Source organism: Pseudomonas sp. 22072 (genome assembly GCF_052046095.1).
Classification (GTDB): domain Bacteria; phylum Pseudomonadota; class Gammaproteobacteria; order Pseudomonadales; family Pseudomonadaceae; genus Aquipseudomonas; species Aquipseudomonas paracarnis.
Genome location: NZ_JBQEQE010000051.1, coordinates 1 through 16,946, shown reverse-complemented (window position 1 = coordinate 16,946; position 16,946 = coordinate 1). Strand labels below are relative to the sequence as shown.

Genomic DNA, 16,946 nt, shown 5'->3' with positions numbered 1-16,946 from the left:
CCGGGTACCGACAACACCACTACTGTGACGCTGACAGCGCCTAACGCTGTTAACGAAGGTGGACAGATTACGTACACCGCCACGCTGTCCAACAAGGCGGGGACCGACGTCACGCTGAAACTCGACAACGGCTCGTCGATCACCATCAAGGCTGGCGAAACCGTTGGTACTGTGACCGTCCCTGCGCCTACCGATGACGTGTTCATCGACAAGAGCACTCAGACCGTCAAGATCACCGACGCTTCCGGCGGCAACTTCGAAAAACTGGAAGTGGCAGGCAACGGCGCAACCACCACGATCAACGACACCATCGACAAGGTGGATGTAGTTCTGACCGCCACCACCACCGTTGGCGAAGGCGGCAACATCGTCTACACCGCCAGCCTTGTGGATAAAAACGGCGCAGCGGTGACCAACATCACCAATCCGCTGACCGTCACCTTGGACAATGGCAAAACCATCACCATCGGTGTGAATCAGTCGAGCGGTTCCATCACCACCGTAGCGCCAAACGACGTCTACAAAGGCGACCAAACCGTCACCACCGCCATCAAAGGCGTGACCGGTGGCGAGCATTTCGAGAACCTCGTGCCGGGCACGACGGCGGTGAACACCACCGTCACCGACACACCAGGCTCCACCGACCTGACCACCGTCACCTTGACTGCCCCGACCGCGGTCAACGAAGGCGGCCAGATCACCTACACCGCCACCTTGAGCAACAAGGCCGGCAGCGACATGCTGGTCCAGCTCGACAACGGTTCGAGCATCACCATCAAGCAAGGTGAGACCATGGGCACGGTGACCGTCCCGGCGCCTACCGATGACGTGTTCATCGACAAGAGCACCCAGACCGTCAAGATCACCGGCACCACCGGCGGCAATTTCGAGGGTGTGACCATCACACCTGCGGGCGCCACGACCACCATCAACGACACCATCGACGACGTGACCGTGGTACTCAAGGCCACCGGTTCGGTCAGCGAAGGCGGGCAGATCGTCTACACCGCGTCCCTGGTCGACAAGAACGGCGCGGCCGTGAACAACGTGGGCTCCGACTTGGTGGTAAGGCTGGATAACGGCTCGACCATCACCATCGGCAGTGGCAAGTCCACCAGCTTCACGACAGCTACTGCACCGAACGATGCCTATGTCGGCGCCAATGATGTCAGCGCCAAGATCACCGGCGTGGTCAGCGGTGGCGACAAGTACGAGCATCTGATTGTTGACGCCAGCCCCGCGGTCACCAAGGTCACGGATGTAGTGACGGATACCAAAATCAGCATAACGGGCGATGGCTCGGTCACTGAAGGTGGCACAGCCCACTACACCCTGACCTTGACCAACCCGCCGCAAACCGACGTAACCGTGACGCTCAAATACAGCGGCACCGCCACTGACGGTTCGGACTTCACCGGCGTGTACACCGTGAAGATCCCGGCAGGCTCCAGCAGCGTGCCGTTTGATATCCGCACGCTCGACGACAAGATCACCGAGCCTACGGAACAGATCGTTATCACCATCGACAAGGTCACCGGAGGCAACTTCGAGAACCTGGTGATCGACAAAGGCACCGTCACCACCAACATCCTCGACAACGATGCGCCGCCGGTGATCGACCTGGATGCCAACAACTCCAGCGGCGCCACGGGTGCCGATTACAAGACGACATTTACCGAGGGTACCGCCGGGCCGGGCGTGTCGATCGCCGATACGGATATCAAGATCACTGACCCAGACAGCACACTGCTGACGGGCGCGACGGTCACGCTGACCAACGCACAGGCCGGTGATGCCCTGAACCTGGGCAATAGCGTGAATGGCATCAGCGTCAGCACCAACAACCAGACGGGCACTATTACCCTGACGTTGTCCGGCAGCGCAACGCTGGCTGACTACATGCAACGTATCCAGAACATCACGTTCACCAACAACAGCCACGACCCGAGCACCACACCGCGCACCATCACCGTGACGGTGACCGATGGCGGCAACTACTCCAACGTGGCCACCACCACCGTCAACGTGGTAGCGGTCAACGATGCACCAGTGGCCACTGGCGGTGCTGTGACCGGTACGGAAGACACGGCGCTGGCCCTGACCTGGGCCAACTTCGGCGTGAGCGATGTGGACTCGCCACAAGCCAGCCTCGGGGTGAAAATCACCGACCTGCCAGTAGCCGGCAAGCTGCAATACCTTGCGACGGACGGCAGCACCTGGACCAACGTGACCAGCGGCCAGACCTTTACCAAGGCCCAGATCGATGGCGGCCAACTGCGCTTTATGCCGAACGCCAACGAGTCCGGCGCCGACGGTTACGGCGGCACTGGCGTGGGTAACAAGCAGGCGGATTACGCGCAGTTCAAGTTCCAGCCAACCGATGGCAAGGACCTGGGCACCAGCGCTACGGTGAAAGTCGATATCACCCCAGTGGCCGACGCACCGACCCTGAGCGTGGCCGACAACAACGTTGCCTCGACCGGCCTGGTCAAACAGGGCTGGAACAGCATCGCCGGCCTCGGCAACAACGGCAACGGTGCTGCACCGGACGTGCTGAAAAAAGCCATCGATAACGCGGGCACACCCAACAGCACCTCTGTGGTGACCAACGTCGAGTCCGTCGACAACGTGGCCGCTGGCTCTGGTTCCAAGATCTCCGGCCTGATCTACATGGAAGCGGGCAAGAGCTACACCTTCAGCGGTATCGCGGATGACAGCGTGGTGGTCAACGTTGGCGGTAAAGACGTTGCGAGCGGTTTGTGGGGTACCAACAGCGGCAAGTTCAGCGGCTCGTTCACGCCAACGACCACTGGTTACTACAGCCTTGAGATCTACCAGGCCAACCAAGCGGGGCCTGGCAGCTTTGACGTCAACCTGTCGGTCAACGGCGGGGCGGTGCAGAACCTGAGCACCAGCACCGTGCCGTTGTACACCGGCCTTACCGACCTGACCAACGCCGGCGTCACCGTATCCGACCTGCATGGCAGCAACGGTGACGGTTACTACGTGGGCTACAAGCTCAACGAAGGCCAGGAAAACGGCACGGTCAAACTGTCCAAGGTCACCACCGCGCTGACCGACACCGACGGCTCCGAAACCCTGAGCGTGAAGATCAGCGGCATTCCGGCAGGCTCGGTGCTTACCGACGCGTCGGGGCACACCTTTACTGCGGGTAAAACCGTGGGCGAAGTGAATGTCACCGGCTGGGACCTGAACACCCTGACTATCAAGCCGCCGACCTACTACAGCGGTCAGTTCAACCTGACGGTCACTTCGACTTCCACCGAGAGCATCGGCGGTTCAGCGACCACCACCGCGCAATTGCCCGTCACGGTGCATCCAGCGACCTACAATTCGGTCACCGGCACCTCGGGCAGCGACACCATCAATGGCAGCGATGGCAACGACATTGTCGTGGCCGACGTCGCCGGCTTGAACGTGGTGCAGGGCAAGAACTACAACATCGCGTTCATGATCGATACATCGGGCAGTATGGGTGCGGACTCGATAGCAGCGGCAAAAACCTCGCTGACCACCACGTTCAACTCGCTGAAAAACAGTATCGGCGCCAGCACTTCTGGCACTGTGAATATCTTCCTGGCGGATTTCAGCGACCAGGTCAATCGCACGGTGACAGTCAACCTGAAAGACCCAGGTGCATTGGACTCGCTGCAGAAAGTCCTGGATTCCATGGTGTCTACCGGCGGGACCAACTACGAAGACGTGTTCAAGGCCGCGGCCAACTTCTTCAAGAGTGCCCAGGCGACTGGCAACACTGGCGCTATCAATACAACGTACTTCATCACCGATGGTCAGCCGACGTTTTACCAAGCGTCCGAGCAGACCAACCCATACTTGTACGGCAACGTCAGGCTCGATGATGTCGTCACCATGAACAACTACACCATAGGTACCGCCACCCGGATCAACATCGATTCGAATAACTACCTTGATATCAACTCTGCCGGCAAGGTAACCCTCTGGTCTTACGGCTGGGGGTACAACAAGGGAATCATCCACGCCCAAGGGGATGGCACCTATGAAATATCGGTGCAAGGCGGCCTCGGCTACGATACCGACTACTCCACCACCCTCAACTCCAACAGCGCGTTCGCACTGCTTAAAGGTCTGTCCACAGGTGGCGTAGAAGCCATCGGCCTCAACAGTGGGGTCAGCCTGAATCAGTTGGCACCGTACGACAGCGATGGCAAGCCACAGGCCAACATCGATCCGAAGGACCTGGCCAACGCTATCCTCGGCCACACAGAGGCGACGTTGCCGGGCGCGGACACCGTCAGCGGTGGCGACGGCAACGACATCCTCTTCGGCGACCTGGTGAGCTTCAGCGGGATCAATGGCGAGGGTTACAACGCGCTGCAGGCCTTTGTCGCACAGAAGACCGGCGTGGCTGTCTCGGCAGTGACTGCCTCTAACGTTCACCAGTACGTCACCGAGCACTATGTGGACTTCGACGTCTCCGGCGCCAAAGATGCCGGCGATACACTGTTGGGCGGGGCTGGCGATGACATCCTGTTCGGCCAGGGCGGCAACGACCTTCTGGACGGCGGCAAAGGCAATGACATCCTGCTGGGTGGCACGGGTAACGACACGTTGATTGGCGGCCAGGGCAACGACATCCTGATCGGTGGCTCGGGGGCCGACACCTTCGTGTGGAAGGCGGGCGACATCGGCAACGATGTGATCAAGGACTTCAAGGCGTCCGAAGGCGACCGCATTGACCTGCGCGATTTGTTGAAAGGTGAAACCGACAGCACCATCGACAATTACCTCAAGATCACCACGGTAGAAGGTGTGTCGACCCTGCAAGTGAGCAGTGAAGGCAAGCTCAACGCCGCCGGTGGCCTGGCCAATGCTGATGTGACGATCAAACTGGAAGGCAACGATTGGTCCCACACCAGCATCAACTCGCTGATCAGTGGTGCCGACCCGACCATCAAGATCGATCACACCTAAGACGCGATTGATCGGCCGCCCTTCCAGGCGGCCGATTTTTTGGCCTACGGGTCGCTGGCCCTGGCGGACGGCGCATCGCATACTCACGCCCATACACGCAGCGTTGACCTATGCTGTTGAACGCCTGTGGCGCATTTTCGAGGGGTTGTTATGTTTTACGTGCAACGTGATGCACAGGGCGCGCTGGTTCGCGTAGAGGCCGCTGCCTTTACCGAATCCACTGAAACCCTGCCGGCCGATCACCATGAGATACAGGCCTGGTACGCCAACGAAGTGGTGGAAACCAGCCTGGCCCAGCTCAAGCAGAGCGACTTTGAGATGATCCGGGTGCTGGATGACTTGATCCAGGTGCTGACCCGCAAGGGGGTGATCAGCGTGACCGACCTGCCGCCGGCAGCCCAGGCCAAGTTGATGGACCGTAACCAGGCGAGGGAAGCGTTGGGTGGGTTGAGCCAGTTGATCGATGATGACGAGAAAGGATTGATTTAATCCAACCGCTCCTACCCCTGTAGGAGCGAGCTTGCTCGCGAAAAACTGAAATCGCCACGGGGCATCAGGTTTTGCGCGTTATTGTTGGCGATCTTCGCGAGCAAGCTCGCTCCTACAGGTGAATTATTTCCAGGGCGCGGGCTCGCCAAACAGTTGGCCCTGCACGCCGAAAATCCCCATCTCACGAATCACCTTCAGTTCGCCCTCGGTCTCTACACGTTCGGCAATCAACGGCAGGTCGATGCTATGGGCCGCTCGCTGGATGGCCTCGATAAACAGGCGCTTGTCGCTTTCCTGGTCGATGGCGCGAATGTAGCTGCCGTCGATCTTCAGGTACGCCAGGCCCAGGCGCGCCAGGTTGCCGATCATGCTGAACCGCCCACCGAAACGTTGCAGGCTGAGGGAGAAGCCCAGTTCGCGCAGGCGCTGGGTCATCTGTTCCAGCACGGGCTGCTCAGGCAGTTGCTCCTCACCAATCTCCAGGGTGAGGCGCGGGCCCAGGTTGCTGTGCTGGCGTAGCAGGTCATAAACGCGGTTCAGGGCCTGGGTATCTTGCAAGGTCGCGGCCGAAAGATTCAGCGCCAGGTTCTCGGTGTGGCTGGCCATCTGCTTGAGCACCTGCTCCAGCATCAGGCGGTCCAGGCGGGCTGACCAACCAAAGCGCTCAAGCCACGGCAGGAAGCGCCCGGCCGGTATGGTGTGGCCGTCTTCGTCCTGCAAGCGCGACAGTACTTTGTAATGCAAGACCAATTGTGGGTCCTGGCTGGCGACAACCGGCTGGAAGTACAGCTGGAAGCGCTGCTGGGTCAGGGCCTGGTCCAACAAGGTGTGCCAGGCATGGTGATCGTCTCCCACGCTGGCGGCGGCGCTGCGGTCCAGGCACACCCAACTGGTGTCGCCCTGCGCTTGGGCCTGGGCCAGGGCCTGATCGGCCAGGGTCAGCAGGGCTTGGGGCGCGTCGCCATGGCTGAACGGCGCCAGGCCGATATAGGCGACCGGCGTAACGTCACTGGCGCCGGTCGCTTGCAGGCTGAGCAAAGTGCTTTCCAGGTTTTGCGCCAGCTGCATCGCTTCTTCACGCATCAACCCCGGCGCCAGCACGGCGAACTCACCGCCACGAATACGGGTGACGAGGTTATGGGTTTCCGGGTACGGCGCGCACTGGCGCAGTAGTTGTTCGCCAACCGCTTGCAGTAACTGGTCGGTGCGCTGGCCACCCAGGCGCTGGTTGAGGCCGGCCAGGTCCTTGACCCGCAGCAGCAGAAGGTAGCCGGAGTTGGTCTCTTCCGGGTTACTGACGCGGGCGTTGAGCTGCATCTCGAAATAACGGCGGTTGGCGAGGCCGGTGAGGTTGTCCTGATAGGATTCGGTGCGCAGTTTTTCGCTACGCTCGGCCTGCTCCTGGAACAGCGCCTTGAGCTTTTCCACCATCTGGTTCATGGCCTGCACCACCCGCCGCAGTTCAGGCGTGCGGGGCAAGTCAGGCAGGCTGAGGAACTCACGGCGGGCAATGGCGTGGGACTGTTTGACCATATAGTCCAACGGCTTCAATTGCCGGCGCAGCAGCAGCCCACCGAGCACCACGCTGACCGCACCGCACAAGAGCAACCAGCCCAGGCTACCCAGGGCGCTTTGCCAGAGCTTGGCCAGGGCGAACATCGGATGGCTGACCACTTCTACCCGTGCGGCCTGTTCCCAGCCACGGCTGACCAGGGCATCACCGCCCGCCGGCTCCAGTCCGATCAGCTTGACGAACCAGTTGGGCACGCCGTTGTTGTCGGGAATACCGCTACGCTCGACGATGGTTTTGTCGGTGGCCAGGTCCACGACGCGGATGCTGGCATAGTAACCGCTGTCGAAGATCGAGCTGACCAACAGCTCCACCATGGCTGGGTCATCGATATTCGGGGTGAGCGACAGCGCCAATGCCGTCGCGGCATCCTGGGCGTGGGAGCGCAATTGGTTGACGTATTGGGTGCGCGAGCTTTCCAGGCTGACCATGAAGCTGCCGCTGAAGGCGACCACCAGGAACAGACAGATTGCGATCAATAGCTGTTTGAACAGAGACATCCGATCAGTTACTCCTAGTTGGCAGGCTCGGCTGGGAAGCCTTCCGCACGCATTTTTCTCAACACATCCTGCCAGCGCGACAAGCGTTTGGTATCACCGACTTTTTTGTTGCCTTTGGCACCAGGCAAGTACAACCCCTCGGCGTTGAATGAGTACACCGGGACCAGGTCGGTGCGACGGGTAGCCGGCAGGATCTCATCCATCAGGCTGTCGAGCACCAGTGGGACGGCGTCGGGGCTCGAATAATAAGTCAGGACCATGTGCGCCCGATTCTGCCGCAGGGCCTTGACGTAGGTAATGCGCAACTTGTCGCTGGACACGCCCAGGTGACGCAAACTGAAATATTTTGCGATGGCGTAGTCTTCACAGTCACCAGCACCTTTCCAGAGTGCCTCGACGGGCGTCTCCCAGTAATCCACAACGTGCCAGAGATCGATGTCTTCCACGTAGGTCATTTGCTTGTTGAAGAACAAATTGACGACCTTGAGCTGCTCCTGCTCGCTGACCTGTTTTTCGCTCACCAATAACCGCTGCCAGGCGTCGATACGCTGCTGGCCTTGACCCAAAGGCCCGTAGACGGCGGTAGCCTTGCGGCTGATTTGCGAGAAATCCCAATCGGCACGCAGCCCGCCGAGCATCAGGCCGGCCAGTAAAGTTGCTGATAAAAGCCAGCAAAGCAGTCGATAGGGATTAAAACTTACCGCCAAAATGTTCAGTCCGTGAAAGAGACGGAATTTCCAGGGATGGTGAAGCCTGGCCCTACAAAAAACAATGGCACAGTGCAATCATCGCAGGAGGCGGCGTTTTTATAACCGCCCTTGTGAGAGACACAAAGTATGCTGTGTAAGCACTTACAAACGGAAACTTTGGCTATTTGACAAGCACCTGGCCCATCTTTAGTGTTCTTTGGATCCAATTAGCCAGACTATTATTCAAGAAAGGAGGATAGCGCAACCGTGACGCAGAAGCCGAACCCATTAAGCAGCATCAAAATCAGCGGGCCTATTCCCGCCCATCTTGCGCGCTCCGTTATCGAAGAAACGTTGCGTAATGCCATCCTTGATGGGCGATTGCCCTGTGGCACCGCCATGCGCCAGCAAGAACTGGCCAGCCTGTTCGGCGTCAGTCGCATGCCGGTACGCGAAGCGTTGCGCCAGCTGGAGGCGCAATCCTTGTTGCATGTGGTGACTCACAAGGGTGCCGTCGTTGCTCCCTTGATCGAGGACAATTCGGCCGAGACCTATGCCCTGCGCATGTTGCTGGAGTCCGAGGCCCTGCGCCTGTCGATTCCGTTGCTCACCGACGCGGACCTTGCTCAAGCCGAGGCCTGTATCAACGCACTGGAAAGCGAGAAAGACTACACCGAGATTGGTCGGCTCAATCGCCTGTTTCACATGGTGTTGTACGGCAAGGCGCCCAACCAGCGGCTGCTCACTTTGGTCGAGCACGGATTGAATGAGGAGGAGCGCTTCCTGCGCTTCAACCTTGAGGCGATGGGGCTGGGGGAGACTTCCCAGGAGGATCACCGCGAACTGCTGAGCCTGGTAGCGCAGAAGAAGGTCGAGGAGAGCATCCTGACGCTGCGTAACCACTTGATGCGAGGCATGGAGGTGATCGCGACCTACCTCAGCGGCCTTGAGAGCGCCGAAAAAAACCCCACTCAGTAGGTTTTTTCGCTTTTGCCCTTGATCCTTAGGTGATGTAGCAACTTTCTTATCAGGGATTGTTGCTCCATCAGAAAAAACAAAGAACCAAATCATAATTAAAGCCGACTCAGCGCGCAGCAAAATCCCACGTATAGCTGGGCAATCACCACACACATAAATATCGGGAAAAACATCTAATACATTTGTATACCGGTTCAAACATTCAACCAGCTTATTATCTTTTCCCAGCAAGACACACCTTTCCATCCACTGCGTCTGCCTAGTGCAAGGGCCTCGCCGTGCGCGTGGGCGCGCTCAAGTTACTCTCGCACTCACAACTATAATATTTCAACACTGCTTTTAGAGCACTCGCAACAACTCATAGGCGTCAACCATGTACCCACATTCACTCGCGCAAAAAAAACGACAACTTTTTGATCATCCGTTATTTATAGAAATAACCAGCCTCGGCAAGTTACAACACTTCATGAAACACCATGTATTTGCTGTCTGGGATTTCATGAGCCTGACCAAACGCCTGCAAAAGGACCTCACTTGCATGCAGTTGCCCTGGCTCCCCTCCACTGACCCGCACGCTGCCCGCCTGATTAATGAAATCGTGCTGGCGGAAGAGTCGGACGAGCACCCGACGCGGGGCTATTGCAGCCACTTCGAGCTGTACTTGGACGCAATGACGGAAGTGGGCGCCAGCACGGTCGCAATCACTCGCTTTATCGACCTGCAAAGCCAGGGAGTGGAGGTAAGCGCAGCCTTGCAGATGATCGATGCGCCCCAGGGCGTGGCCCGCTTCGTCGACAGCACCTTACAAATTGCCCTGAGCGCTCCGACCCACTGTGTGGCGGCGGCGTTCCTGCATGGCCGAGAGTGTGTGATTCCGTCAATGTTCGAAAGGCTTTTGCATAGCCATGCTTTCATAGGTCGGCAGGCCCCTACGCTATGTCACTACCTCAGCCGCCATATCGAAATAGACAGCGATGATCACGAGCCCGCGGCGCAACGGTTGCTACAGCGCCTGGTCGACGCAGACCCCAGCCGTCAGCAACAGGCCGATAACGCCGCCCTGGGCGCCGTGCAGAGTCGTATTACCCTCTGGGACGACGTACTGGCCTCGATGCAAGAGGTACGTCCGTGAACGCCGCTCATTACCAATCCTTTGCCGACGACTGGGAGCGTCGCGCAACCATCCGCACACGCCCCCGGCGGATGTTGGAAGACGACGACAAACTCATCTTCCCCCTGTGCCGTCAGCCTCTGGTGTTGAGTGCCACCTTTCTCAAGCACTGCCCGCAATGGCGCGACTTCGTGCTGGTGCAAAGCTTCTATAAATTCATCAATGACGTGGTGATTTTCGAAACCGAGATCGTCGACAAAACCGCGCGCAGCATCGCTAAAAATCGCTTCTCCCTGCCCTTCCCGCTCGCCTGCCGCTACGATGCGATGACGGTCGTTGTCGACGAGGATTATCACGCGCTGGTCGCGCTGGATTTCCTGCAGCAAGCCGTGCAGATGACCGGAATCCAACCGCTCGATCTACCCGGGCAAATTGAATTGGGCCGCGCGCTGCCGGCAGCCCAGGCACAGGTACCGGCATACTTGCACGATGCCGTAGAGTTGATCGGCGTCGCCATCGCTGAGAACACCATCACCCATGACGTCGCAGCGTTTTCCAAAGATGGCAGCGTCAAATCCTCTGTCCGCGGCCTGATGGCCGATCATCTGTTTGATGAAGGGCGGCATGCGCGGTTCTGGACACAGTTGGTGCGCCTCTACTGGCAATCGGCAAGCTCTGAAGATCGCGACCACATTGCTCAAGCCCTGCCCGTGTTCCTGACGCACTACCTGACCAACGACCTACAGAAAGACTTCGATCTGCAACTGATCGAACACTTGGCTATCAGTGCCGATACGCGCCGGGCACTGCGCGACGAAATCCAGGCGCTGGACTTTCCCATCACCCATCAACATCCGCTGCTGGCCAATATCATGGGCCTCCTGCACCACAGCGGCGTACTGCAAACCCCCAGCGTGGCACGAGCCCTGCGCGACTACCTGCCCGTATCGAGGAGGTTGGCATGAGGCGCTTGCAGATCGAGTGGCGTGGTACCGGTAACGCTCTGGCGGCGCTCAGGCAGGAGCTGGAGCAATATGGGCATGTGGCAGGAACGGGGTCTGTGGATCTGGTTATTGAAGACGGGAGTCAGCCGCTGCCGCCCTCGCCCGCCAGTGCGCCATGGTTAAGCTTGCGCGTGGGTATCGGCCCGCTCTGCGAACACGGGCTGCCCTCATTACAGTTACGCTGCTACGACCGGGAGCGGCGCCTGCTGACGGTGCACGACGTTGCCCGGGAGCCCAGCGGCAATGGGCAGCGGTTGCGTCAGCAGGCAACGAATGCAGTGGTGGAGTGGGCTGCTTTGTTGGTCTGCGGTTTTTCAAGAGACCCCGCTTATTTCTCGGCAACGGCCGCTGCTAACGCCTGGCCTGAACAGGGCCTGCAAGAGCTGGATGCCTTGGCTTTCATGCACCGGTTCAACCACACGGCGGCCCCTGCCTTACTGCACGCGGCCCGAACGCCCATGATCGAACGGCTGCAGGCCAGCCTCAATACCTTCGCGCATCGAACAGTGCTGAACATCGCCGGTCATGCGCTGACTTATCGGCAGCTCCAGCAACAAGCCATGGCTATTCAACAACGCCTGCTTCCCTTGCTGGAGGATGCCGAGGCTCCACAAGTGGTCGGCGTATGCCTGGAGAAATCTGCCGAGTTGTACGCCAGTATTCTCGCGGTGCTTGGCTGTGGCGCCGTGTATTTGCCGCTGGTGCCTGACCACCCGGAGCAACGCCAGCACTGCATGCTGACCAGCCTCAAGGCCTGTGTGCTGCTGGAGAATGGCCAGCACCCATTGCGAGAGCGTTTCGTTTCACTTGATGTGAGCCAGGTGGCCGCGCACAGCGCCGACATGACGCAACCGCTGATGCACCGTCACCCCCGTGCCGACGAGCCGTGCGTGGCACTGTTCACCTCGGGTACGACGGGCCAGCCCAAGGGGGTACTGCTGAGCCAATACAACCTGGCGCATTTCACGGCCTGGCTCGTCAGTTGCGTGGCGTTGGATCAACACAGTCGCGTCCTGCAATTCTCGCCACTGGGCTTCGATTCTTCACTGATCGATATTTTCCCTGCCTTAATCGCCGGCGCCGAGTTGATTGTGCCCAGCCCAGACCAACGTCACGACCCTCAGCAACTGGTAGAGCTGATTCGCAAGCAACGCGTCACTCATGGGTTTGTGCCACCGGCACTGCTCAGCATCCTGCCGCTGGATCAGCCATTGGGCATGACTCATTTACTGACCGGAGGTGATTTCTGCGAGCCCTGCGTGATCGAACAACTGGCCGGTCAATGCCAGTTGCATAACCTCTATGGGCCGACCGAGGCCACTGTGTTGGCGACCCATCGGGTATTCCAACGAGGTGACAGCCATCGCAATATCGGCCTCCCCATCGCTAACAGCCAGGTGCTGATTCTCGACGAGAACCTGCAGCCCGTGGATGAACAGGTAATGGGCGACTTGTACATTGTCGGTCCCGGAGTAAGCCTGGGTTATTCGAATACACTCTCGCGGGCCGACAATCCGTTCGTGACGCTGACACTGCCAAATGGCCAAGTGCTACAGGCTTATCGCAGCGGCGACTTGGCAAAATGGACGCAAGAAGGCATCGAACTGGGCGGCCGCAGGGATGAGCAAGTCAAGATCCGCGGGTTTCGAGTTCAGCCTCAGGATATTGAACAGTGCTTGCGCGATAGTCGCTTGTTTCGCCAAGTGGCAGTGGTGATCGATACGGCACACAGAGTCATCGGCTTTGCCGCCCAGCCGGAATCTGGCGCTACGCTGGCAAGCCTGAAGGAACATGCTCGACAGTGGTTGCCGGTGCATATGCAGCCCAGCGCTTGGAGCGAACTGGCATGCATGCCCCGTTCGAATAACGGCAAGATCGATCGCAAGGCCTTGCTGGCCATGCCAATACCCATACCCATCGGGATGGATCGCTGTCGCATACAAGTCCCTTTGCAGGCACAACTGGCTGACGTGTGGGGTGAGCTGCTGGGATTACCCGCAGGCGAACTCTCGATTGATGAGAGTTTTTTCAACCTCGGTGGCCACTCCATCCTGTTGTCGACCCTGTTGCTACGCCTGCGCGAGCAGTTTGGCCGCAGCTTCTGCCTGAGCCCCTTTTTTGAGACGCCGACCATCCGCACATTGGCCGCACTCATGGATGGCAGTGCACTGCCGGATACACCATCCAACCAGATGGAACAAGATGCGACGCGAGCACTGGAGGTCGAGATGCTGCCCGAGACCCTTGCGGGAGACTCGCGCAAAGCCATCGTCACCGGCGCGAACAGCTTTGTCGGGGTTCATATTGTCCAGGCACTGCTGACTGGCGGGGCGCAGGACGTGGCGTGCCTGGTGCGCGAGTTGCCCGGCCATTCGGCAGCGACAAGGTTCGCCCAGGCATTGCGTGAATACCGCTTGGAACATCTGGACCTGAGCCGAGTACAGGTATACGCCGCCGATATTCGTAAACCTCGCCTGGGCTTGGCCGACGACGTGTACGAGCACCTCGCCCGTCATTACGGCGTGGTGGTGCATAACGCCGCGCAGGTCAATCATGTGATGGATTACGCCTCACTCGCCAAGGACAACGTCGAGCCGGTGCTGGAATGCCTGCGCCTTTGCGAGACCCATTGCAAGAAGGTCCTCAATTTCATCTCGACCCTGTCAGCCTGCAGCCGCGTGGACGTCGACGGGTCCGTGCTTGAAGCGCCTGCCCGACGCGCACTGCCGCTCTATGTGAAAAATGGCTACAACCTCTCCAAGTGGGTAGCCGAGCGCCTATTAGGACGGGCAGTCGAGCAAGGGGCCTGGGTCAATATTCATCGGCCGGGAAATATCAGCTTCAACAGTCAGAACGGCGTTTGCCAGCCACAGAAAAACCGCTTGATGTTGATGCTCAAGGGGTCTTTGCAATTAGGGATGGTCCCGCGGCTGGACGTCAATTTCGATCTGATGCCGGTGGACTTCCTGGCGCGTTTCATCGCCTACCACAGCGTGCGCTTTGACCCTGGGCGAAACGTGTTCAACCTGCACAACCCACTGCCCTTGAGTTGGGACCAGTATCTCGACGCCTTCAGCGAGGCTGGGCACGCTTTTGACCGAGTAAGCATTGAACACTGGCAACGGGCGCTGCGCAAAGTGAGCCGCAATAACGCGTTGTTCGGAGTGCTGGGCTTTTACCTGGACGGACTGGGCGAGGACATCGGTGACACGTCGATGATCCGTTACGACAATGCCCGGTGGGGCGTGGAAAAAATGGGCATGTGCTATCCATCCAAGAGCCAGGCGCTGTTACGCAAAGGCTGCGACTATCTGAGCGCTATCAGTTTCCTCTGAATAGCACCCTGGACGTGAGACCAAGCGATCGGAGCGAGAGGCCTCGCTCCGATGCGGTCAGGATCAGATCTTGAAGCTATCGACCAATTGCTTCAGTCGGCTGGCCTGCTGGGACAGCGCATCGCAGTCCTTGAGCGTCTCGTTGAGGTTGGCCACACCCTGCTGGTTCAGCAAGTTGATCTGGTTGATATCGACGTTGAGGGTTTCAACCACGGCGGTCTGCTCTTCAGTGGCGGCCGCGACGGATTGGTTCATGCCATCGATCTCAACGATACGTTGCGTCACGCTGACCAGACGCTCACCTGCCTGGTTGGCGACTTCGACGCTTTCTTCGCTGGAAGCCTGGCTGGCGTTCATGGTGGTCACGGCTTCGCGCGAACCCACTTGCAGCGAAGTGATCATCTTGTGGATTTCTTCTGCCGACTCCTGGGTACGGTGCGCCAAATTGCGCACTTCATCCGCCACGACGGCAAAACCACGCCCTGCTTCGCCAGCACGGGCCGCTTCGATCGCCGCGTTTAGGGCGAGCAAGTTGGTTTGCTGGGAAATGCCTTTGATCACATCCAGGATGTGTCCGATGTTATCGGTACTGGCATTAAGGGTTTCGATCTGAGTGCAGGACAGGCTGATCTTTTGCGAAAGCTCCGACATCGCCTGAATGGTTTGCTCCACCACTTTACGACCATCGTCAGCTTGTTCGCTGGCACCACTGGCATGCTGGGACGCGTCAGCAGCGTTGCGCGCGATTTCCTGGGTGGCGGCCCCTAGCTCGTTGATGGCTGCGGCCACGCTGTTGGTACGCGCGCTCTGTTCGTCAGAACCGATGATCGACGCATTGGATGAAGCCATCACACGCTGGGACAAATCGTGCACCTGGCGCGTTGCCGAAGACACTTCGGAAATCGACGCGTGAATTCGCTCGACGAACTGGTTGAATGCGCTGCCGACTTCGCCGAACTCGTCTTTGCTGGTCACGTCGAGACGTCGGGTCAAATCACCTTCGCCTTGGGCAATGTCCTGCATGGCCACGCCCATGGTGGTCAACGGGCGCAACAGTACTTGAATCAACAGGCTCAGGAGCACCGCAATAGCCACAACGGCAATCAACATCGCAATCAAGGCCGAAGTACGGAATTTGCCCAGCGGGGCATAGGCTTTTTCTTTGTCGATCGAAAGGCCGATGTACCAGTCAGCGCCAGGCAAGCCGCTGATAGGCGTGAAGGAAAGGATGCGATCCTGACCGTTGAGGACAACGTCCTGATTGAGCTTCTCAATGCGCACGTTGGTGCCGGGATAGATGTCCTTGAGATTCTTCATCACTTGGTCCTGGTCCGGACTGACGATGACCTGGCCATCACCGCTGACCAGGAACGCATGGCCGATACCACCGAAGTCTACCGAGTTGATGATCTTCACCAGTGTCTGCAGGCTCAGGTCACCACCGACAACACCCAACAACTCGCCATTCTTTTTCACCGGCATGGCAATTGTCACGATCTGACCGCCCACAGCCGCCATATAAGGCGGAGTAAGCATGGTTTTGTCCGCCACTACTGCTTGCTTGTACCAAGGGCGCTGACGGGGGTCGTAGTCGTCAGGCATCTTCGCGTCAGGGCGCTGTGTGAATACCCCATTGGTTTGACCTACATAGGTGAACTGGAAATTGGTGGTGAATGCTGGCTGATCGACCAAACCTGGGAGGTCGGCGGCGCTGCCCTGGTGGGCAACGTTCTGCGCCAGGTTCTCGAGGACCAGGATGCGACCACTGAGCCAGTTCTGCACACTGCTGGCGGTGAGCTCGCCGGATTGCTGGATGGACGACGTAAGGTTTTGCCTGATGGTGCTGCGCTGCAGGTAGTCGTTGTAGAGGGTAAATAACGCGAAGGCTAAAACCACGACGCCTGACGCGGCCAACAGAATTTTATGACTGAACTTGAGATTCATTTCATCGACTTCTTTTGCCAAAGGGGGGTGAGCGTGCCGAGTGGAACATTCCATGTATCGGGATAGGCGGACTCTGCGGTCGCTCTATTTCGGTGCACGCATGGCTCGTCAGGCTTTCGGCCAAACTTCGACAAATCTTAGGAATTTGTGAGAAGCATCTTCTTTTAACGTAGGAAACCGACAGGCGGTAGCCGTAAGGCAGATTTGCTGCGGTGGGCCGCCCTAAACGACAAAACCCCTGTCTGCGTTAGCAGACAGGGGTTTCGGAATTCAATCTTGACGATGACCTACTCTCACATGGGGAAACCCCACACTACCATCGGCGATGCATCGTTTCACTGCTGAGTTCGGG

General features: G+C 58.7%; 8 protein-coding genes, 1 rRNA gene and 1 pseudogene. 6 read left to right on the top strand and 4 right to left on the bottom strand.

From position 1 onward, the window contains the following. A pseudogene (locus ACTJLA_RS26420) lies at positions 1–4,974 on the top strand (LapA family giant adhesin); the annotation flags it as partial. Between the two features lie 150 nt (positions 4,975–5,124). Beyond that, complete coding sequence (locus tag ACTJLA_RS26415; protein ID WP_054896857.1) at positions 5,125–5,463, top strand: hypothetical protein; 339 nt, start codon at positions 5,125–5,127, stop codon at positions 5,461–5,463. 123 nt (positions 5,464–5,586) lie between these two features. Here ACTJLA_RS26415 and lapD read toward each other — a convergent pair whose 3' ends face one another. Beyond that, entirely contained in the window at positions 5,587–7,533 is a 1,947-nt protein-coding gene (gene lapD, locus ACTJLA_RS26410; protein ID WP_054922570.1) for a cyclic di-GMP receptor LapD, read from the bottom strand. A gap of 14 nt (positions 7,534–7,547) precedes the next feature. Beyond that, entirely contained in the window at positions 7,548–8,171 is a 624-nt protein-coding gene (lapG, locus tag ACTJLA_RS26405; RefSeq protein WP_371264164.1) for a cysteine protease LapG, read from the bottom strand. A 318-nt stretch (positions 8,172–8,489) separates the two neighbouring features. Between lapG and ACTJLA_RS26400 the strand changes: the two genes are divergently transcribed. From ACTJLA_RS26400 to ACTJLA_RS26385, 4 genes are all read left to right on the top strand, one after another. Beyond that, the gene (locus ACTJLA_RS26400) at positions 8,490–9,200 is read left to right on the top strand and encodes a GntR family transcriptional regulator (RefSeq protein ID WP_034125400.1); all 711 of its coding nucleotides are present in this window, start codon (positions 8,490–8,492) and stop codon (positions 9,198–9,200) included. Positions 9,201–9,573: 373 nt separating this feature from the next. Continuing rightward, positions 9,574–10,332, top strand: coding sequence for a DUF3050 domain-containing protein (locus tag ACTJLA_RS26395; protein WP_054922566.1), 759 nt, complete (start codon positions 9,574–9,576; stop codon positions 10,330–10,332). Then, on the top strand, positions 10,329–11,276 hold the full coding sequence (locus ACTJLA_RS26390) for a diiron oxygenase (protein ID WP_054922563.1): 948 nt from the start codon (positions 10,329–10,331) through the stop codon (positions 11,274–11,276). The genes ACTJLA_RS26395 and ACTJLA_RS26390 overlap by 4 nt, the downstream gene beginning before the upstream one ends. Beyond that, positions 11,273–14,650, top strand: a complete 3,378-nt coding sequence (locus tag ACTJLA_RS26385) for an amino acid adenylation domain-containing protein (protein ID WP_314551103.1) — start codon at positions 11,273–11,275, stop codon at positions 14,648–14,650. Before ACTJLA_RS26390 ends, ACTJLA_RS26385 begins: the two co-directional genes overlap by 4 nt. A gap of 63 nt (positions 14,651–14,713) precedes the next feature. Here the strand turns inward: ACTJLA_RS26385 and ACTJLA_RS26380 are convergent, their stop codons facing one another. Together ACTJLA_RS26380 and rrf are read right to left on the bottom strand one after the other, a co-directional pair. Continuing rightward, the gene (locus ACTJLA_RS26380) at positions 14,714–16,594 is read right to left on the bottom strand and encodes a methyl-accepting chemotaxis protein (RefSeq protein WP_034125396.1); all 1,881 of its coding nucleotides are present in this window, start codon (positions 16,592–16,594) and stop codon (positions 14,714–14,716) included. A gap of 274 nt (positions 16,595–16,868) precedes the next feature. Then, a 5S ribosomal RNA gene (gene rrf / locus ACTJLA_RS26375) occupies positions 16,869–16,946 on the bottom strand; the annotation flags it as partial.

Bases quoted from the DNA above. Each gene is read 5' to 3' on its own strand.
- ACTJLA_RS26415 (WP_054896857.1), top strand. From the start codon at position 5,125: ATGTTTTACGTGCAACGTGATGCACAGGGCGCGCTGGTTCGCGTAGAG.
- lapD (WP_054922570.1), bottom strand. From the start codon at position 7,533: ATGTCTCTGTTCAAACAGCTATTGATCGCAATCTGTCTGTTCCTGGTG.
- lapG (WP_371264164.1), bottom strand. From the start codon at position 8,171: ATGCTCGGCGGGCTGCGTGCCGATTGGGATTTCTCGCAAATCAGCCGC.
- ACTJLA_RS26395 (WP_054922566.1), top strand. From the start codon at position 9,574: ATGTACCCACATTCACTCGCGCAAAAAAAACGACAACTTTTTGATCAT.
- ACTJLA_RS26385 (WP_314551103.1), top strand. From the start codon at position 11,273: ATGAGGCGCTTGCAGATCGAGTGGCGTGGTACCGGTAACGCTCTGGCG.
- ACTJLA_RS26380 (WP_034125396.1), bottom strand. From the start codon at position 16,594: ATGAATCTCAAGTTCAGTCATAAAATTCTGTTGGCCGCGTCAGGCGTC.